At 40.7% G+C, this 18,292-nt stretch carries 19 protein-coding genes; 4 read left to right on the forward strand and 15 right to left on the reverse strand.

Features of this window, described 5'->3' with window-relative positions:
• Positions 1–248 precede the first annotated feature (248 nt).
• The 15 genes from THEIN_RS02430 to hydE all read right to left on the reverse strand — a co-directional run bounded on the left by THEIN_RS02430 (position 249) and on the right by hydE (position 15,094).
• Positions 249–434 carry a DUF8180 domain-containing protein gene (locus THEIN_RS02430; RefSeq protein WP_013907112.1) on the reverse strand — a complete coding sequence of 62 codons (186 nt, stop codon included), beginning with the start codon at positions 432–434 and terminating at the stop codon, positions 249–251.
• 63 nt (positions 435–497) lie between these two features.
• The gene (locus tag THEIN_RS02435) at positions 498–1,619 is read right to left on the reverse strand and encodes an ABC transporter ATP-binding protein (protein ID WP_013907113.1); all 1,122 of its coding nucleotides are present in this window, start codon (positions 1,617–1,619) and stop codon (positions 498–500) included.
• Positions 1,619–2,425: an ABC transporter permease gene (locus THEIN_RS02440; RefSeq protein ID WP_041434918.1), complete on the reverse strand. Its 807-nt coding sequence runs from the start codon at positions 2,423–2,425 to the stop codon at positions 1,619–1,621. Before THEIN_RS02440 ends, THEIN_RS02435 begins: the two co-directional genes overlap by 1 nt.
• Positions 2,426–2,430: 5 nt before the next feature.
• Positions 2,431–3,279: a ModD protein gene (gene modD / locus THEIN_RS02445; RefSeq protein ID WP_013907115.1), complete on the reverse strand. Its 849-nt coding sequence runs from the start codon at positions 3,277–3,279 to the stop codon at positions 2,431–2,433.
• A 13-nt stretch (positions 3,280–3,292) separates the two neighbouring features.
• Positions 3,293–4,027 carry a molybdate ABC transporter substrate-binding protein gene (gene modA / locus THEIN_RS02450; protein WP_013907116.1) on the reverse strand — a complete coding sequence of 245 codons (735 nt, stop codon included), beginning with the start codon at positions 4,025–4,027 and terminating at the stop codon, positions 3,293–3,295.
• 604 nt (positions 4,028–4,631) lie between these two features.
• The gene (locus tag THEIN_RS02455; RefSeq protein WP_013907118.1) at positions 4,632–6,029 is read right to left on the reverse strand and encodes an aspartate ammonia-lyase; all 1,398 of its coding nucleotides are present in this window, start codon (positions 6,027–6,029) and stop codon (positions 4,632–4,634) included.
• Positions 6,026–6,244: a hypothetical protein gene (locus tag THEIN_RS02460; RefSeq protein ID WP_013907119.1), complete on the reverse strand. Its 219-nt coding sequence runs from the start codon at positions 6,242–6,244 to the stop codon at positions 6,026–6,028. Before THEIN_RS02460 ends, THEIN_RS02455 begins: the two co-directional genes overlap by 4 nt.
• A gap of 47 nt (positions 6,245–6,291) precedes the next feature.
• Entirely contained in the window at positions 6,292–7,785 is a 1,494-nt protein-coding gene (gene hydG, locus THEIN_RS02465; protein ID WP_013907120.1) for a [FeFe] hydrogenase H-cluster radical SAM maturase HydG, read from the reverse strand.
• 88 nt (positions 7,786–7,873) lie between these two features.
• The gene (locus tag THEIN_RS02470; RefSeq protein WP_013907121.1) at positions 7,874–8,122 is read right to left on the reverse strand and encodes a TM1266 family iron-only hydrogenase system putative regulator; all 249 of its coding nucleotides are present in this window, start codon (positions 8,120–8,122) and stop codon (positions 7,874–7,876) included.
• A gap of 147 nt (positions 8,123–8,269) precedes the next feature.
• The gene (locus THEIN_RS02475) at positions 8,270–10,147 is read right to left on the reverse strand and encodes a [FeFe] hydrogenase, group A (RefSeq protein ID WP_013907122.1); all 1,878 of its coding nucleotides are present in this window, start codon (positions 10,145–10,147) and stop codon (positions 8,270–8,272) included.
• Positions 10,148–10,189: 42 nt separating this feature from the next.
• Positions 10,190–10,855, reverse strand: a complete 666-nt coding sequence (locus THEIN_RS02480; protein WP_013907123.1) for a cytochrome b/b6 domain-containing protein — start codon at positions 10,853–10,855, stop codon at positions 10,190–10,192.
• Positions 10,848–11,210: an iron hydrogenase small subunit gene (locus THEIN_RS02485; RefSeq protein ID WP_013907124.1), complete on the reverse strand. Its 363-nt coding sequence runs from the start codon at positions 11,208–11,210 to the stop codon at positions 10,848–10,850. Before THEIN_RS02485 ends, THEIN_RS02480 begins: the two co-directional genes overlap by 8 nt.
• 17 nt (positions 11,211–11,227) lie before the next feature.
• The gene (locus THEIN_RS02490) at positions 11,228–12,571 is read right to left on the reverse strand and encodes a [Fe-Fe] hydrogenase large subunit C-terminal domain-containing protein (RefSeq protein ID WP_013907125.1); all 1,344 of its coding nucleotides are present in this window, start codon (positions 12,569–12,571) and stop codon (positions 11,228–11,230) included.
• 334 nt (positions 12,572–12,905) lie between these two features.
• On the reverse strand, positions 12,906–14,129 hold the full coding sequence (gene hydF / locus THEIN_RS02495) for a [FeFe] hydrogenase H-cluster maturation GTPase HydF (RefSeq protein WP_013907126.1): 1,224 nt from the start codon (positions 14,127–14,129) through the stop codon (positions 12,906–12,908).
• Complete coding sequence (hydE, locus tag THEIN_RS02500) at positions 14,105–15,094, reverse strand: [FeFe] hydrogenase H-cluster radical SAM maturase HydE (protein ID WP_052299027.1); 990 nt, start codon at positions 15,092–15,094, stop codon at positions 14,105–14,107. Before hydE ends, hydF begins: the two co-directional genes overlap by 25 nt.
• Positions 15,095–15,200: 106 nt before the next feature.
• Between hydE and THEIN_RS02505 the strand changes: the two genes are divergently transcribed.
• From THEIN_RS02505 to THEIN_RS02520, 4 genes are read left to right on the forward strand one after another with little or no spacing between them, the layout of a single operon-like run.
• The gene (locus THEIN_RS02505) at positions 15,201–15,656 is read left to right on the forward strand and encodes a formylmethanofuran dehydrogenase subunit E family protein (protein WP_013907128.1); all 456 of its coding nucleotides are present in this window, start codon (positions 15,201–15,203) and stop codon (positions 15,654–15,656) included.
• Positions 15,653–16,579 carry an ABC transporter substrate-binding protein gene (locus THEIN_RS02510; RefSeq protein ID WP_013907129.1) on the forward strand — a complete coding sequence of 309 codons (927 nt, stop codon included), beginning with the start codon at positions 15,653–15,655 and terminating at the stop codon, positions 16,577–16,579. Before THEIN_RS02505 ends, THEIN_RS02510 begins: the two co-directional genes overlap by 4 nt.
• The gene (locus THEIN_RS02515; protein WP_013907130.1) at positions 16,576–17,511 is read left to right on the forward strand and encodes a FecCD family ABC transporter permease; all 936 of its coding nucleotides are present in this window, start codon (positions 16,576–16,578) and stop codon (positions 17,509–17,511) included. Before THEIN_RS02510 ends, THEIN_RS02515 begins: the two co-directional genes overlap by 4 nt.
• The gene (locus tag THEIN_RS02520; protein WP_013907131.1) at positions 17,511–18,275 is read left to right on the forward strand and encodes an ABC transporter ATP-binding protein; all 765 of its coding nucleotides are present in this window, start codon (positions 17,511–17,513) and stop codon (positions 18,273–18,275) included. The genes THEIN_RS02515 and THEIN_RS02520 overlap by 1 nt, the downstream gene beginning before the upstream one ends.
• Positions 18,276–18,292 lie beyond the last annotated feature (17 nt).

The following is an 18,292-nucleotide window of genomic DNA, read 5'->3' on the forward strand; positions in this document are numbered from 1 at the left end:
TCACAATATGGCTTTTTTATTTGTGTCGGCAAAAAGACAAGAAAACTTTAAGAAAACAGGGACAGGCTAGAATCAATTTGGCACAATATTACAGCGTTTCTAAGGGCTTAGTCATTATAAGGAGGCGCTGACGAAGTACTCCAGGGAGAGCTTCGGTCCTTGCCATCAGCAAGGCAAAAATCTAGAGATATAGCAATATCAGAAAAGATAAGACTTATCAGAACAATGACAAGACTTGAATATGAAAATTAAGAAGGCAGGGTTTCTTTAACTTTTAATAAAAGTTCAGCCGCCTGGCGTAATTTTTCAGCACTTTCTTTTTCACCCTCTTCCTCCAAATTATTAGCCCATTTTTGAAATTCTTCAGCATGTTCTTGAAGATGTTCCTCCCAATGATGTTTGATTTTAACTAGCTTCTCCTTCCAGGTAGCCATAAACACCCCCTTAGTGTTATTTTTTTAATTTTAGTATTGCTGAGATAAGATATCAATAAAAAATCAGTGACACCTATTTTCTGTTTTGCACTTTCTTAAGTCACAAGGTTGACGACAGGGGCGGCCACAAAGAGGATGTAAGGCTTCAGGGCTAAAACAAATCCATACATTTTCTCCAGGCACCAATAAAGACACTTGTTCTTTAGGTACTAAAGCTTCTAACTCTACATTTTCCATCCCTATTAAAACCCTAAAGTACATCCCCAAAAACTTAACATCTATTATCTCACCCAAAAAATGATTCTCTTCTTTAGGAACTGTACTTAAACTAACCTTTTCAGGATGCAAGCATAAAGAAATTTCTTTTTTTTCCTTAAAAATAGGATAATTTTTGACAGTAAATATCAGATTAGAATCGTCTAGTTTGAATTTTGCCCTTTCTCCAGCAATTTCTATTATGCACCCCTTAAAAATATTAGTAGCGCCTACAAATCGAGCTACAAAACTGGTTTTAGGTTGATAAAAAATTTCTTTAGGAGGTTCTGTTTGTTCTATTCTACCCTGATGTAAGACTGAAACTTTATCTGCAAGAAGAATGGCCTCCAGGCGATCATGTGTTACATAAATAGTAGTAATTCCTGTTTTTTGTTGAATTGTTTTTAAATCTTCACGAAGTTTTTCTCTTTGCCAGGCATCAACGTGGCTTAACGGTTCGTCTAAAAGTAGAACTTTAGGCTCTATAACTAAAGCCCTGGCTAAAGCGACTCGCTGCTTTTGTCCTCCGCTTAATTCTGAAGGAAATTTATCTTTATGTTTTTCTAGACCTACCATTTCCAAATAAAAAGTTACTTTATCTTCTATCTCTTTATTAGATAGGCTTCTAATTTTTAGACCATAAGCTACATTTTCAAAAACCGTAAGATGTGGAAACAAAGCAAAATCTTGAAAAACAAAACCAATACCCCGTTTCTGAGGAGGAAGATCATTTACAATATCACCATCAATCAATATTTTTCCTGCGTCAGGCTTTATCAAGCCAGAAATAATTGATAAAAGAGTACTTTTACCTTCTCCACTCGGGCCTAAAATTACATGAAACTCTCCTTTTTTAACTTCTAAATTTAAGTTATCTAAAACTTTCTGCTTATTAAAGGATTTAGTTATATTTTCTAAAATCACACTCATTATATCCACTTACTTCTAAATCTAATTTTAAAAGTCAGCAAAGATATAAAAGCAAAAATTGTTAAAATAAAAGCTATAGCAGTTGAAGAAGACAAATCACCAGACATCGATTGCATATAAATAGCAATGGTCATAGTTTCAGTTTTCCCGGGGATACAACCAGCTACCATAGCTGTGGCGCCAAACTCTCCCATAGCCCTAGCCCATGTCATTACCAAACCAGCCAAGATTCCACTTTTACTTAAAGGCAATATTATCTTCCTAAATGTATAAAAAGAAGAGGCACCCAAAGTAGCTGAAGCTGCTATCAAATTCTTAGGTATCGACTGAATAGACTCTTTAGCCGTTTTAATAAAAAAGGGAGAAGCAACAAAAAACTGGGCTATAATTATACCTTTTTTTGTAAAAATAATTTTAAAGCCTATCTCATTTAACAATTTACTTAAATAACTAGTTCCACCGAATAAAATTAACAAAGCAAGACCAGAAACTAAAGGAGGCAAAACAATAGGAATATCTAACAAGGTATCAAGTAAAGACTTACCATTAAAGTCCTTTAAGGCCAAAAAATAAGCAACAGGTAACCCTAAAAAAAAGGTTAACATTACTATCACTAAAGATGTTTCCAAGCTAATTTTAATAGCCGAAAATACAACGGGAGAACGAAGCTGATACCATAAACTTTGCAAAGAAGTGGTAGTAAACAAACTAAATAAAACCACAACTATAAAAACAAAGAAAATAGCAACAAAAAAAGAAACAAAAAAGTCAAAAAAACAATCAACACTTTTTGCTTGAAATTTCATAGGAGTCATAAAATAGGCCCTAACTTCACTTTAATATCAGCTGGTTTTCCGAAATAGGCACAGGTTAAGACGATGATATCTACTCCAGTAGCAGCATAGTCTGCTATATTCGACTCATTGATACCACCAGCAGCGGCAACTTTTATATTAACTTGTTTTTGCCTAACAGCATTAACTACTTTTTGGACTTCTTCTATACTAAATTTATCAAGTTGTAAGATATCTACTCCGGCCTCAATGGCCTTCAAAGCAAGTTCCATATCTTTTACTTCTACTGTTATCTTTTTTTCTACGGCTCTTTTTTTTATTTTTTCCAAATCTTGAAAAAATCTTTCATAACCTCCGTAAAAATTTAAATGTTCGCCAAATACTAAAATAGTTTCTGATAAGCCTAAACGATGAGGCAAAGCTCCTCCGGCCAAAATTGCTTTTATACAAATTTTCTTTCCTAAAGGAAAAGTTTTTCTAGTAGTTACTACAGAAACATCTGGATTAACTTTTCTTGCTAAAGAAACCAATTTATACGTCTTGGTAGCGATGCCACAGGCATATTCAAGCAAACTTTGCGTTGCTTTCCATATTTTATGTAAGCTTTCGGCCTTTCCTTTTCCAAGCAAAAAAGTTTCTCCTCGACTTATCTTTATGCCAGATGGTTTAAATATTTCTGTCTCAATATCAAACTTTTTAAAAATTCTTTTAACTTCTTCAGTACAACAGATAATCATTTCATGACGAGCTGTATAAGTTATAATTCCCTCTTTGTCTCCAATATCCAAAATAGTCGTTGTTAAATCAAAATAAGGGACATCATCAGTAACAATTTTTTCTATTTCTTCTTCAGTAAAGACAATCATATTTCCTCCATAATTATTCGGCTACTTTAAAACCAAAATCTGCAAATATTTTTTTACCCTCTTTTAAGACAAAATCTACATATTTTTTGGCTATTTCAGGATGTGATGTTTTAGTCATAGTACATATAGGAATTAAGGCTATAGCATTTACTTCTTTGGGAATTTCAACAATTCTTACTTTACCCGACTGGACTGCATCGGCATGCCACACAATACTGGCATCAGCGTTATTCCCTTCTATCCAGTGTACTAACTGTTTTACGGTAACCCCTCTGGCCACAATATTCATTTTGTCTTCACGAAGACCTGCCTTTTTAAAAATTTTTTGACTTACTTTACCGATAGCACAAGCCTTAGGATCTCCCAAAACCAAAGTAACATCATGTCTTAAAAAGTCTTTTAAACTCTTAACTTTTTCATTATTTAAAGGAGTAACAATAACTGGAATATGATAAGCTATAGGAAAATAATCTTTCACATAATCCTTCTTCTTAAGAATCTTTGCCCATCTTTCAGAACCAGGAATATATACATCCGGCGTTTGCCCAGCTAGAATTTTATTCCCTAAACGTCCACTACCTTCATAATCATAAATAACTTGAACATGATATTTTTCTTCAAACTTTTTGCCTATTACGTCTAAAGGTAAACGCATTCCTGCCCCAGCAAACACCAATAAAGAATCAGCAGCTAACAAAACCGAAGGGAATAAAATAAAAACTACCAACAGCAATAAAATCCTTTTCATAGCTATCCTTCTCGCATATAATAGTAATTCAAGTGTTTTTTACACACTAAGTATCATACATTAACCCCTATTGTTACTGCTAAAATTATTAATCCGAGTGTTTTTTACACGACAAAGTATCGCCGCTGACATAATCGCTAAAGCAAAGTAACCTTCGCTGTCACTGCGAGGCCTCGTTAGAGGTCGAAGCAGTCTCAGGGATTGCTTCGCTTCGCTCGCAATGACTCAATTGTCGCCTATTTTGTGACCCCATTAATACAAAGGCGCCGCTTGCACCTCTGCGAAAGATTCTCAACTGATTATCCTCTATTTATGACCTGATATTTTTTAATGCAAAAAATATTCCTGAGCCCTAGCCAACAAAGATATTTTCTAAAGCCCTCAACTGGTATATGACCTTACCTAAAGATTATGTAAGCGTTCCCTAAAAATTTCACTCATAAACTCGTTATATTCAATAAGATATAACGATAATGTAGTAAAAATAACCTGAGGAGAAGCACCTGACAAGAAAATAGGCATAAAAAATTCCAGATTTAAATTTTACAAAAAACGTTTCTAAAAGTAACTTTTGTAATTTTGTAATATTGATGACATCTTAGGCCTAGTCTTTATACCCCAAAGAAGTCATAGCCTCAGGTGAGAGAACCCAGTCAAGCTTTTCTTCATCCATGAGCCCTTTAGCCAGCACTATTTCGCGCACACTTTTCCCTGTTTCTTTAACTTCTTTGGCTACTTCAGTAGCGGCTTCATAGCCAATATAAGGAACTAATGCCGTGACCGTAGCCCAACTGTGGTGGGCATAGTAGTAACACATTCCCTCATTGGCCTTAACTTCAAGAACGCACTTATCCCTAAAAATACGGTCCGCGTTAATCAGGAGAGTTAGGCTTTCAAGCAAAGCATGGGCTAGTAGAGGCAAAAAGGCGTTCAGTTCAAGCTGGCCATTCTGACATACTTGCGTAATGATAAAATCATTGGCCATTACTTTTATAGCCACCTGATTTACCGCCTCACAAATTACGGGATTAACCTTACCAGGCATTATAGAAGAGCCTGCCTGAACCTCAGGGAGCTTTATTTCTTTTAGGCCTGCCAAGGGCCCTGAAGAAAGAAGCCTTAAGTCCGAAGCGATTTTAAAAAGGTTTACCGCATGTGCCTTAAGAATCCCTGAGACTTCCACGAAGGGATCCATATTTTGGGTAGCGTCCACCATATTTTCAGCCCGAGCCAGGCCAAGGCCTGTTTCTTCTCTTAACTTTTCAATCACCAAAAATATGTATTTTCTCGGAGCACAGAGGCCAGTACCAATTGCTGTGCCGCCAAGATTCACCACCCTTAGTCTCTCTTCACACTTAAAAACCCGCCATCTATCTCTGGCCAGGGCCTCGGCATAGGCGGAAAATTCTGCTCCTAAGGTCATGGGCACGGCGTCCTGGAGTTGCGTGCGCCCTATTTTTACCACTCGCGCAAATTCTTTTTCCTTTTCCTGAAAAGTGGCTTGAAGCTTGGCAATAACTTCTTCAAGCTCTCTCAAAAGAAAAATAGCGGCTACTTTTATAGCCGTGGGATAAACATCGTTAGTGGATTGATGAAGGTTTACATGGTCAAGAGGATGAACCAGATGATAATCCCCTTTTTGGCCACCTAAAAGTTCAATAGCCCGGTTAGCAATAACTTCGTTTAAGTTCATGTTAGCGGAAGTCCCTGCTCCTCCCTGAAGAGGGTCAACTACTATTTCTTGGTGAAGATTTCCAGAGATGATTTCATCACAAGCCGAAATAATGGCCTTGCCTATTTTTTCCGAAAGATAGCCGAGCTCAAGATTCGCTCTGGCACAGGCCTTCTTAACCATAGCCAGGGCCTGAATAAGCCTTGGGTGTATGCGATAAGGAGAAAGAGGAAAGTTTTCCATTGCCCTTAAAGAGTGAATACCCCAGTAAGCCTCAGCCGGAACTTCTCTTTCTCCCAAGAGATCCCGCTCTAAGCGATATTTTTTCATTTCATCTGGCCCTTCCTCAGAAATTTCAAAAAGACATCTTTGTTTTTTAACTCTCCTTCCCAAAAAACTACTAAATCTCCAGAAAGCTTTGCGCTTTGCGGAGGCTCAAAGGTCACTTCGCCAGCGCCAGCCAAAAAGTGCCTGCGCTTTCCCAAGACTTCGGCAAAATAAACCCGCTTAAGCCCAAATTCCCGGCAAGCTTCTTCGGCTAACATTTTTAAAAATTTTTTATCCTTCCTCACCTTTTACCTTTCTTTATTCACTACAAATGGCAGTCTCTTTCTCCTTTTTCTTCACGTTTTAAGAGTTCTTTCACTCTTTCAGCGGCTCGAGGGATATTATCCTCAAGCCACTTAAGATACTCTGGAATAATCACCTTTTCTCCCAGTTCTTTCACCTCTGGTGAGGCATAATCAAGAAGATACTCTTTAAAAGTGAGAATACCATTAGCAATACAGAAGTTTTTTACAGTGGCGTGCTTGGCAAGCGGCATAAAATTGTCCCCGGTGCGTCCTTCCCGATAACAGGCCGTACAAAAAGACGGTAGGTAACCCTCCCTGCAAAGGTCTAAGATAAACTCATCAAGACTTCTGGTATCCTGAATCATAAACTGCTGTTTCTCAGGAATGTGTTCCTTTTCCATTTCAGCGTAACCACCAACGGCAATTCTTGTGCCCGCATCCATCTGAGAGACCCCGCATTTTTTAAGTACCTCCTGCCGCAGGGATGCAGGCTCTCTCGCCGTAAGGATAGACCCGGTATAAGGACACATCAGTCTTATAATGGCTACGATTTTCTTAAAATCTTCATCACTCACAAGATATGAAGACTTAGTGGTTATCGGGGTATTAACCGCCGGTTCAAGTCTCGGATAAGAAATGGTGTGTGTGCCCACGCCAAATTCCTTTTCTAAAGAATAAGCATGATAAAGCAGACCCAGGAGCTCAAAGCGCCAGTCATAAAGGCCTAAAAGCACACCGATGGCTACGTCGTCTATATCCGCCTCAAGGGCCCGGTGCAAGGCAAAAAGCCGCCACTTGTATTCTCCCTTTAGCGTTCCTTTAGGATGCATACGACGATAGGTCTCGTGATGATACGTTTCCTGAAATACTTGGTAAGTACCAATACCAACGGTTTTTATTTCTTCATATTCTTCTTTAAAAAGGGGTGGGGCGTTTACATTGACTCGCCTTATCTCACCTTTGCCAAACTTTAAGCTATAAATCTTTTCTATGGTTTCACACATGAATTTGACATCACTTACCGGGTGTTCTCCGTAAACCACGATAAGACGCTTCTGCCCCATGCCAGTGAGCACTCTTATTTCGTCTTCAAGTTCTTCCATGGTGAGAGTCTTTTTCTTAACCGCCTCGTTACTTTGGCGAAAGCCACAATAAGCACAGTTGTTCACGCAAGGACTTGAAATGTAAAGTGGGGAAAAAAGCACTATACGACTTCCATAGACTGTATTTTTAATCCAGGTAGCGGCCTCAAAGATGGCTTCCCAGAGATCAGGGTCTTTGGTGTTGGCCAGAGCGGCTACTTCTTCTGGAGCAAGCATAGCCCCAGTATAAGCATTTTCTTTGGCCTTCTCTATGATTTCAAGAATTTCTTGTCTTTCGGGCTCTTTTTTGGCCTCAATAATGCTCCAGATCTTTTCATCGTCTATAAAGTCTTCGTAAGGGCAGTTTTCTTCCCACTTTAATATTTGGTTAAGCCTAACCTCCCGCCAAGCCTTCTCTTCTTTAGTTAACATGTTGTTTACACCTCCTAGCTATTTGTTATTGGCTTTTTACTAGTAAACTTTTCAAGTTAATAATTGGTGATAAAAACACCGTTAGGTCTTACTTGGTCACTAAAAGTGATTTCACTTCAACCGCAGGTATGGCTCCCAGCTTGCCGGTAAAAGCACCGATTTCATCTGTGGTAGCCTCAACTATTACCGAGATAATGTTAATTCCTCTTTCTTTATACGGCAGTCCTATGCGCCCTATGATAAGATCACCGTATTCACTTAAGATTTCATTTACCTTTTGACTGGCGCTTTTACGGTCTTTAACCAGGATAGCCACCACTCCAATACGCTTTTCCATATCTTTCCTCCCAATAAAAAAGCCCGGCCAAAAGCCGGGCTCTAAGGACTCTAAAATTATAAAAATTTCTAGTTATCCTTAGAGCCCTAAGGTTCAGGCGGCAAACCCTCCCCGCAGGCCCTGTATTTATGATCGGTTAATTATAACCTATTTAGTACGATCAACATAATGCGTATGCAATAAATTGTGAGCCAGGTGACTCATCGGATGCCCTAAAAATTCAGCGTAAAGCTGTTTAATTTCTGGATTCTCGTGAGACTTCCTTATAGGGAGTTCGTGATCATGCTTGTTAAGGGCTGCAAGCCTGGCCTGAAGCGTCTCAATGTTGGTTGGCTCAGGCTGACCACCTCCACCAATACACCCTCCAGGACAGGCCATAAACTCAATAAAAGTATAGCTGGCAAATTCACCACCGTTTTTAACATCTTCACAAATCTTGCGGGCATTACTCAACCCGTGGGCCACTGCCACTTTAATTTCCTTGCCGTTTAAATTAATAGAAGCCACTTTTATTCCTTCAAGAGTGGCCAGATCTTCAAATTCAAGCTTGGGCAAGGTCTTCCCCGTGATGATTTCGTAAGCTGTTCTGAGAGCAGCTTCCATAACACCACCAGTTCTACCAAAGATAGTAGCCGCTCCCGTATATTGGCCGATCAATGGGTCAGGGCCTTCGTCAGGTAGCTCGGCTAGATTGATACCAAACATTTTAAAAAGTTTAGCCGCTTCGCGAGTGGTAATTACGTAGTCAACGTCGTAAAATTTCTCGTTTTCGCTGACTTTACCTTTTTCTTTCCAGTAATTAAAAGCATCACACATTTCTTCACGCTTACTTTCAAACTTCTTGGCTGTACACGGCATGATAGAGACTACTACCATCTTGCGCGGATCAATTCCGAGTTTTTCTGCAGCAAAGGTCTTGGCTATGGCACCAAACATTTGTTGAGGTGATTTAGCTGAAGAAACATAAGGTATAAGCTCAGGGTAGAAAGTTTCAAGATACTTAATCCAGCCAGGGCTACAGGAAGTAAACTGGGGAAGGGCTTTGTTTACCTGTTCAAGGGCGTGTTCGTCAACTTCTAGAGATAAATCTTTTAAGTCAATGACACCGGCCTTCACCAGCCTTAAAACTAACTCTGTTCCCTCTTCCATGATAGTTAAGTCAGCCGCGAAGTTAGTATCCCATATCCGGTCAAAACCGATTTTACGTAAAGCCGCGTAAAGTTTGCCTACGGCAATAGTTCCGTAAGGAAGACCAAACTCTTCACCAATGCTTACCCTTAAAGCCGGAGCAAACTCTACTACTACAAACTTTTCAGGGTCTCTCAGGGCCTCAACAACTTCATTTAAATTGGGAATTTCTGAAAGAGCCCCAATGGGTTTGCTATACGCACACAGCTCACAACCAAAATTTTTCTTGAAAGTGGTAACAAGCCCTGCTTCTTTAGCCATGGGACAGGTGTGAATACACTGGCCGCATCTGGTACACTTGACGTCATCTGCAAGTATTATTCCCTTCTCTTCATCAAAGGTTAAGGCCTCAACCGCCTGAACATCACGACAGGTCTCTATACAGCCTTTACACCTTATACAAATTTTGGGATTATGCCTGATAGAAGGTAAGGACTCCCAGGGTTCGATTTCCCATTTGGCTCGTTCTTCAAGTGTAATAAAACCGGCATTTTCTCCTTCTACCGCTACTATCTCTTGTAGCTCCCGAATCAAATAGCATTCATCGTTTTCTTTAAGCCAGTTAAGCCTTTCGGTAAGTTTTTCTTTTACCAGATCAGACTGAGTATTTATTTTCATGCCTTCTTTTACTGTAAGGCCCTTGAGCATCTTTGCTGGCACTATACGGCCATCCACTTCAACGATCTTTAGCGCAGGACATTCTGGATGATGGATAAACTCAAGTTGAGGAATTTCAAAAGGGAGCCAAAAATCTTTTCCTTCTTTTTTGATAAGCTCATAAACTGTGGTGCCTTCTTCTACCGATAAAGAAGCTCCGTCAAGGTTTACCTGAATCATAAGTTAAATCCTCCTACAAAATTATTACCCATATGTGAAGCATTAGTCTTCTTTGGGCTCTACCTTCATTAAGTCCTTTTCGTACCACTTTGGATTATGATGTTTAGCCCATTCAACAGATACAGTTCCGCTTCCAGGACGCCACATAGCCAGAAGATCTTCAGTGTTGACTATGGAAAGAGGGATATGCCCACAGGTGGCCACCGCTGTAGCCAAAATAGAACCCCACACATGTACATAAAACATGAGTTCAAAAAGAGTTTTGCCCATGGAGTGTTTGGCGTAGTAAAGAGACCAACCCGTTACTATCAAAGCAATAATCACAAAAACAAAGAAAAGATAAGTAAGCTTTTGCCCGGCATTGACTTTTCCCTGAGGTGCTACTTCTTCAGGACCAAATGGAATCTTGAAAAAACGCCTGGGATAACCACCAAAGTTCTTAAACCAGGCCAAAGAATCTTTATCCCATTCAAGAAAGTTTTTCATCATTATGTAAAAGCGATGGGGGGAAAGAAAAACAAACGCCAGGAAATTAAAAGTAAAAATTACCGCTACCCAAATATGAATCTGCATTAAAAAGGCTTTGGTCTCTGGGGACGCCCAATCAAAATAAACAATTACACCTGTCAAAGCTAATATGTACCAAGTTACAGCGTTTACATTGTGAAAAATCTTTTCTGAAAATGAAAATTTAAGCACTCTATCCATGACGGACCTCCTGGGCTCCTAATTGCCACCTTACGTAATAGTGATGAGTGTGTAGCAATTGATGGGCAGTTTCACTTAAAGGATGACCAGCAAATTCTTCGTAAAACTTTTTAACCCCAGGATTCATATATGAGGCAGGAAGTTTATGCTGCTGACGTCTTTTATCGTCAAAATAAAGGCCCTTCTGCCTCATGGTTATGTACTTGTTGCGCTTTTTAACAAGATTAGTGATAGCAAAGCCGCCTATAGCTATGTAAGCAGTGATAACACCTGTAACCTTAAAAAAGGTTCTCCTGGTAATCAAAATAGAGGCTGGCTTTTCCTCGTATTGGTAAGGCAAATTTTCTTTACTCATAATTACCTCCTAAAAAGCTAAGCCTTAAGCGGTAATGGTAATAACGGATCTATCCATGAAGTGCCCATAGGATTTACCGGTTGCCCACCTCCGTTTATACAACCACCTGGACAATTCATTACCTCTATAAAGTGATACGGACAGTTACCAGCCACCACCTGCTTGAGAACTTTGTCCAAATGATTAATAGCCCCGTTTACCACACATATTTTCAGATGGAATTCTTTACCCCCTAAAGCTTTTAGCGGTATAGGAATCACTGCTTCCCTTATACCAGTGGTATAACCGCGCACCGCAAAAAAATCCCAGGCAGGAGGCTCCTTTCCAGAAAGTACGTAATAGGCTGTTCGAAGGGCTGCTTCGGTCACTCCACCACTGGTTCCAAAAATAGTGGCACCGCCACTGTAAATCTCAGTAATTTCAATATTTTCTTCTTTTTCCGAAAGCTTCAAAGGATTGACTCCAAATCTTTTCAGTAGAGTAGCAGCATCTCTGGTAGTGAGTACCGCATCAACATCCGGAAATGGAGGTGTATCTTCAGGCAAATATCCATTTTCTTTAAGCCACTGCCAGGCTGACTTAAATTCTGGCCGACTGGCTTCAAAAATTTTGCCAGTGCAAGGCATAATGCCCACAGTGTAAACCTTACGAGGATCAACATTCCAGACATCTAAGGCTGCCCAAGTCTTGGCTGAAGCCCCGGCCATCTGTTGGGGGGATTTGGCTCCCGATATGTGAGGTAAAACTTTAGCGTAATAAAGCTCAGCGTAGCGAATCCAAGCCGGACAACAGCTGGTAAAGTGCGGAAGAGGATGGTGAGCAAATTTCTCAAGCTCAGGGCCTCTTTCTCCAAGTACCCAATATCTCACCTTGGCAATGAACTCGTAAGCCTCTTCCATGATGGTCTGATCAGCGGCAAAGTTATTTTCGTATATTTTGAAACCTATTTTTTTAAAGGCATTGTGCATACGCCCTACCGTGAGCGTCCCCGAAGGCGAGCCAAATTCTTCCGCTAAGGCGACCCTTACTGCAGGAGCAATAATGGCCACCACCGTCCATTCAGGATCTCTCAGTTTTTCCTCTACCTCATCGACAAAAGACATTTGCTCGATAGCCCCAAAAGGGCAGTTCACCAGACATTGACCACAATTAATACAACGGTCAGTATCAATAGAATGGGCTACTCCAATAGAACCACGAATAGCATGGGCCACGCAAAATTGCTTACAGGTATCACAGCCTACACATTTGTTTTGATTAATACGAATAATGCCTCTAAGTTCCCCGGGAAGATAAGTCCCTCCACCGGTACGGGCCTCTGGCGTAGGCCTAAATGTAGAAACTTTTTCAGTAGCACTCATAAGCACTCTCCCCTTAGACAGTTTGTTAATAATAACACAAGTCAATAGTAAAAAATCAAAATTTATGCAATATGAATTTATCTTTTTTGAATTGTTGTTAATTTTATTTAAATATTTAAGCAGTTTCAATAACAAATAAAATTTTTTTGTTTTTAAAGAAGGAGCAAATTATTGGTAGAAATCTTGGCAAGATTCAAAAAGTATAGATTGATCGCCACGGCGACTACGTCGCCTCACGAAAGAGTTGCTTCGGTTGCTTGGTGTAGCCGAAGCAATAACTCTCTCCTGTTGTCACTGTGAACATCTAAGATTCCCGCTTAAGCGGGAAGTTTCATTAGTTATCCTCTAGTATCATTTTGGCATAAGGGAAAGGCTCAATGGTACGATGCAATACTCCCTGCAGGAAAGAAATGGCTACACCGTAGTTAGTTATGGGTACTCCTTGGCGAGTGGCCTTATAAAGCCGGCTTAACATCTCGCGCCGATTAAGCATACATCCACCACAATGAATAACCAGCTTGTAATCAGCTAGATTTTCAGGAAAGGCCCGCCCGGGACATACGTCTATTTCTAGCTTTCCGCCTACATATTGTCTAAGCCAGCGAGGAATCTTTACCCGGCCAATGTCGTCAGCAATGGGATGATGAGTACAGGCCTCAGCAATAAGAACTTTGTCTCCAGGCTCGAGTTTCTCAATAGCCTTAACTCCTTTCACCAAGGTAGGCAGATCTCCTTTAAATCTCGCCATAATTATAGAAAATGTAGTTACCTGAATATTGGGTGGCGTGTCAGCCACTACTTTTAAAACGCACTGGGAATCACATATTACAAGTTTAGGCGGACGTTTCAGGCGTTCTAAAGCATCTCTTAGCTCTCTTTCTTTCACCACCATGCAGTAGGCATCGCTATCAAGGATATCTCTTATAGTTTGCACCTGAGGAAGGATAAGTCTGCCCTTGGGTGCCTCAAGGTCAATGGGTACTACAAGGACGGCCAACTCTCCAGCAGGCAAAAGGTCTCCCACCAGAGTAGGCGGGTTAAACCACTCAGCTGGTGCTATTTTAAGAAGTAATTCTTTAAGTTCTTCAATATTTTGTCGCTTTTCCGCTGAAACAGCAATATAAGGAATTTTCTCTTCCTCAAGGCGCTTAATTATCTCTTCGTCAGGAGAGATGATATCTATTTTGTTCAGCACCACTACAAAGGGAATTTTTTGCTCTTTAAGAATATTTTTGAGGCGCTCTTCGAACTCTCCCCATTGATTGGCCTCAGTCACAATGAGGCCTAAATCTGTGCGCTCAAAAACCTCCATGGTCTTTTTTATGCGCATCTCTCCTAAAGCGCCGATATCGTCAATACCCGCCGTATCAATAAAAACCACCGGGCCTAAAGGCAAAAGCTCCATGGTCTTTTCCACCGGGTCAGTGGTAGTACCTGGCGTATCAGAAACAATAGCTATAGGCTGTTCTGTTAAAGCGTTTAGAAGAGATGATTTACCTACATTTCGGCGGCCAAAAATTCCAATGTGAAGCCTTAAAGCTTTGGGTGTGTTCTGCATCTTAAGGAGCCTCCTATATCCTGGCCGATTTTACGGCCAGCTTTTTTTATCAATTCTTTCGCCCGCGAAAAAGTTACCTTGGTTTTGCCATCATAAATTTTATAATTTCTGGAGAACTCTTCCGGCGTAAAATTAGGCATAATTACGTTTGCTCCACCTCTTAGAGCCTTTAGCTGGGCATCTTCTCCACCCAAAGTAGCAAGCGCCGTGGTAGCAGGAAGATGAGGCGTTTTGGCCACTATCCTAACCAAGGCCAAAACCCGCAGAGTTAGCTCTACACTGCCAGACGGCTTATCGGCAAGGGGCGTATTTTCCTGGGGAATAAACGGCCCAATGCCCGCCATATCTGCTTCTATTTCTTTGATAAAAAGGATGTCGCCTGCCAGGTCTTCAAAACTCTGGCCAGGTAGCCCCACAATATTTCCAACTCCTATCTCATAACCCAGTTCTTTGAGAAATACTATGTGCCTTAGTCTCCCTTCAAAGGTTTTACCAGGATGTAGCTGGGCATACAGCTCGGGATTTACAGTCTCATGTTTCATCAAGTATCTGTCAGCCCCGGCTTGGCGCCAGGTTTCGTAATCAGAAAAAGGCCTCTCTCCCAGAGAAAGGGTAATAGCCACTTCTCCTTCTTGTTTAATAGCCTTTACTATCTCAGTGATATCATCTCTTTTATAAGCCAGATCATCTCCAGATTGAAGAACTATAGTCTTTACCCCTTGTTTTATCAGGTTTCGGGCAAGATTTATTATTTCTTGCGGCTTCATGCGGTAGCGCTTAAGACGATGATTGTCTCTCCTTAAACCACAATACAAGCAGTTGTTGACGCAGTAGTTAGAAAACTCAATAATCCCGCGCAGGTGGACTTCCTCGCCTACATACTCTCGCCTGATTTTGTCTGCCCTCTTTAGAAGCTCTTCTAAAGGATCTTCTTTTAAAGATTTTATAATTTCATCGTAAGTCATACGCACTTTAAGATTCTCAATAAAAAATAATTTTGCAACTCGAGGATAAAAAACTTATCTCAATTTTTTCGTTGACAAGTAGCACAAAATAAAATAAAGTGCTATTATGCTTTTAGTTGATTTAGAGCTAAAAGTCATCGCTGAAAAGCACGGTCATTTGTGCCCTTATCTGGCTTTAGGCTGGCGAGTGGGCTTATTTTTCAAAAATTTTCTCCTCAAAAAAGAATTTACCAGCTTTGAAAATTTTTTTGTATTGGCCTATGCTCATAGTTGTGCCCTAAGTGCTTTAGAATTAATGAATTTTAAGATAAGCTGTGAAAACATTGGTGAACACGTATATGTTTTACAAACTATTACAGGAGATGCTCTTTCTATGATAGCGGTAAACGCGGAAATTATTATACCTCCCCGTGAGCTAGAAGAGTTAACCTGGAAAATAAAATCAGATACCGCTCTTTACTACGAAAAGGCCCACTACAGTTATCTTTTTGACAACTGGATAGTAGATATCCTTAACGCCAGTGAAGAAGAACTTTTCGTCTTTCCCCACGAAAGAGTATGAAAAAATTCCTGCTCTGTCTGCTAATCTTCTTTTTCTTCCCTTTAAATAGCTTTTCAAAAACACTTACTATAAAAGACGCCCTAAATCGCACCGTAAAAATAAATGCTCCGGTTAAGAAAGCAATTTTTCTGGTAGGTTACGAAATTATCCCTTTTCTTGACCTCTGGCACCAAACGGTGGGTATTAGCCTTTGGGCCAAATATGAAAACGACCTATTAGGGAAAAAGGCCAAAGATTTCGTAAATGTGGGCACGGCTTCCAATCCCAACATAGAAACTATTGTTTCTTTAAAGCCAGACCTGGTGATTACCTGGCCTTACAATCAAAGGGTAATTCAAACCTTTGAAAGCCTTGGTATTCCAACTTACACCATATCTCCCAATAGTCTTTATGATTTGTTTAACTTAATAAACGACTTCGCTCTCATTTTTGGCAAAGAAGAAAGGGGAAATAGGCTTATTAACTTAATGAGAGGAACTCTAAATGAGTTGAACAGCCTGGTAGCTAATGCTTATAAGCCGGGAGTTGTTTTTACCTGGGGAAGACCTACCCGTATTTCCGGAAAACAGGGAGTTGTTCCTGATCTTATCCGTATTGCTGGCGGAAAAAACCTTGGCGATAAATTTGATCGCCCTTATATTGATATCCCTCTTGAAAGACTCGTTATCTTAAATCCTGAAGTTATTTTCATCTGGGGAAACGCACGCTACAATGCTTCTGACTTATTAAAAGACGAAAGGCTCTCTTCCGTGAGTGCGGTAAAAAACAAAAAGGTTTATAAAACTCCTGAATGGTCCACCTGGTCCCCAAGGGCAGTTTTAATCGCCCTATGGATGGGCACCAAACTCCATCCTGAACTGGTAACTCCTGCCTTTTTTAAACAAAAGAAGGCCCAGCTCGAAAGTTTTATAACTAATCCATGAAACAACTTTTGCTTTTTCTCTTTTGTTTATTTGTGTGCTTAGGAGCCCTTTTAATTGGCCCTACGGGCTTTTTGTGGCCTTCTAAATTCAGCCACCTAATAATCTGGGAAATAAGGGCGCCGCGAATTCTTCTTGCGGCTATTTGCGGAGCGGCTCTGGCCAGCTCAGGTACAGCTTTACAAGCTATATGTAAAAATCCACTAGTTGACCCTTATCTCATAGGCCTTTCTGCTGGAGGCGCTCTAGGTTGTGCTCTGGCCGTGGCCTTTTTTCCGTTTTTGCCTGTCCCTTTAGCTGCTTTTCTGGGTGCTCTGCTGGCGGCCTTCTTGACTTATACCCTGGCTTATGTTCAGGGTGGAGAAAGCCGTCTTAAACTCATTCTTGCCGGAGTGGTAGTCTCGGCCTTTCTTATGGCCATTGTGTCTCTAATCAAGTTTTTACTAGATCCCCATCGTCTGAGTGAAATAGTCTTCTGGATGATGGGAACCTTCGCCTTAACCCGATGGGAAACCGTAAAACAAACCGTACCTTTTATGTTATCTGGAATAATCATCCTTTTTCTCCTGCGGCATCGGCTAAATGTTCTTTCTCTTCCTGAAGAAGAAGTGCGCACCCTTGGGGTTTCGGTGGCTAAGGAAAGAGGACTCATTATCTTGGCCGTAGCTTTAACCGTAGGGGCCACTGTAGCGGCAGCCGGCATAATCGGCTGGGTAGGGCTAATGGTGCCGCATATTGTGCGCATGCTCCTTGGGCCAGAAAACGAAAAAGTCCTTCCAGGTAGCCTCTGGCTGGGAGCAGCCATAATGGTCTCTGCTGATACGCTGGCTCGCAGCATAACCACTATGGACCTTCCTGTAGGAATACTTACGGCCCTAGTTGGGGCACCCTTTTTTGTTTACCTATTGGGGAAAACTTCAAGGGATTGGTCTTGATGCTCGAAGTAAAAAATCTTTATTACAAACACATTCTTAAGGATATAAGCTTTGCCGTTAAAAAGGGAGAGATCCTTGTAGTTCTCGGCCCAAACGGAGCCGGGAAAACCACACTTTTTCGCTGTCTAGCAAGGTTAATTAAACCAGACAAAGGTGAAATTTTACTTTTGGGGAAACCATTAGAAGATTATTGCACGAAAAAACTATATCGTTTGATAGCCCTTTGCCCCCAGCATTTCAGGCCGGAATTTAGTTATCGGGTCCGCACTTTTGTGCTCATGGGGCGCACACCTTATCTTTCTCCTCTGGCTCAACCCCGCAAAAAAGATTTTGAAGCTGCCCAAAAAGCTTTAAAAATCCTGGGATTAACAGACCTAGCCGAGCGTCCTTTTTCAGAACTTTCTGGAGGGCAGCAGCGTTTAGTATCAGTGGCCCGAGCCCTTACTCAGGAAGCACAGCTTATTTTCCTTGACGAACCTACGGCTTTTCTTGATCTTCGCCATCAATTTTTGGTAATGGAAAAAATTTGTCAGCTTGCCCGTAAAAATAATCTTTCTTTAGTATTAAATTTACACGACCCCAATCTTGCCCTTCTCTTTGCTGACCGCATACTAACCATTAAAAACGGCCAATTAATGGGGGAACTCCCCAAAAACCCAGACCAGGCCAAAATAGCCCTTAAAGAATTATACGAAATCCCCTTTGTAAGTTTCTCTTATCAGGAAAGAATATTTGTTTTTCCCGTAGGGAACTTTACAGACTAATAAGGGAAGTCACATCA

Source organism: Thermodesulfatator indicus DSM 15286 (genome assembly GCF_000217795.1).
Lineage (GTDB): Bacteria > Desulfobacterota > Thermodesulfobacteria > Thermodesulfobacteriales > Thermodesulfatatoraceae > Thermodesulfatator > Thermodesulfatator indicus.

Bases quoted from the DNA above. Each gene is read 5' to 3' on its own strand.
- THEIN_RS02490 (WP_013907125.1), bottom strand. From the start codon at position 12,571: ATGAGTGCTACTGAAAAAGTTTCTACATTTAGGCCTACGCCAGAGGCC.
- THEIN_RS02440 (WP_041434918.1), bottom strand. From the start codon at position 2,425: ATGAAATTTCAAGCAAAAAGTGTTGATTGTTTTTTTGACTTTTTTGTT.
- THEIN_RS02485 (WP_013907124.1), bottom strand. From the start codon at position 11,210: ATGAGTAAAGAAAATTTGCCTTACCAATACGAGGAAAAGCCAGCCTCT.
- THEIN_RS02515 (WP_013907130.1), top strand. From the start codon at position 16,576: ATGAAACAACTTTTGCTTTTTCTCTTTTGTTTATTTGTGTGCTTAGGA.
- THEIN_RS02520 (WP_013907131.1), top strand. From the start codon at position 17,511: ATGCTCGAAGTAAAAAATCTTTATTACAAACACATTCTTAAGGATATA.
- THEIN_RS02455 (WP_013907118.1), bottom strand. From the start codon at position 6,029: ATGAAAAAATATCGCTTAGAGCGGGATCTCTTGGGAGAAAGAGAAGTT.
- hydF (WP_013907126.1), bottom strand. From the start codon at position 14,129: ATGCAGAACACACCCAAAGCTTTAAGGCTTCACATTGGAATTTTTGGC.
- modD (WP_013907115.1), bottom strand. From the start codon at position 3,279: ATGATTGTCTTTACTGAAGAAGAAATAGAAAAAATTGTTACTGATGAT.
- THEIN_RS02510 (WP_013907129.1), top strand. From the start codon at position 15,653: ATGAAAAAATTCCTGCTCTGTCTGCTAATCTTCTTTTTCTTCCCTTTA.
- THEIN_RS02475 (WP_013907122.1), bottom strand. From the start codon at position 10,147: ATGATTCAGGTAAACCTTGACGGAGCTTCTTTATCGGTAGAAGAAGGC.
- THEIN_RS02460 (WP_013907119.1), bottom strand. From the start codon at position 6,244: ATGTTAGCCGAAGAAGCTTGCCGGGAATTTGGGCTTAAGCGGGTTTAT.
- THEIN_RS02470 (WP_013907121.1), bottom strand. From the start codon at position 8,122: ATGGAAAAGCGTATTGGAGTGGTGGCTATCCTGGTTAAAGACCGTAAA.
- hydG (WP_013907120.1), bottom strand. From the start codon at position 7,785: ATGTTAACTAAAGAAGAGAAGGCTTGGCGGGAGGTTAGGCTTAACCAA.
- THEIN_RS02505 (WP_013907128.1), top strand. From the start codon at position 15,201: ATGCTTTTAGTTGATTTAGAGCTAAAAGTCATCGCTGAAAAGCACGGT.
- THEIN_RS02435 (WP_013907113.1), bottom strand. From the start codon at position 1,619: ATGAGTGTGATTTTAGAAAATATAACTAAATCCTTTAATAAGCAGAAA.
- modA (WP_013907116.1), bottom strand. From the start codon at position 4,027: ATGAAAAGGATTTTATTGCTGTTGGTAGTTTTTATTTTATTCCCTTCG.
- THEIN_RS02430 (WP_013907112.1), bottom strand. From the start codon at position 434: ATGGCTACCTGGAAGGAGAAGCTAGTTAAAATCAAACATCATTGGGAG.
- hydE (WP_052299027.1), bottom strand. From the start codon at position 15,094: ATGACTTACGATGAAATTATAAAATCTTTAAAAGAAGATCCTTTAGAA.
- THEIN_RS02480 (WP_013907123.1), bottom strand. From the start codon at position 10,855: ATGGATAGAGTGCTTAAATTTTCATTTTCAGAAAAGATTTTTCACAAT.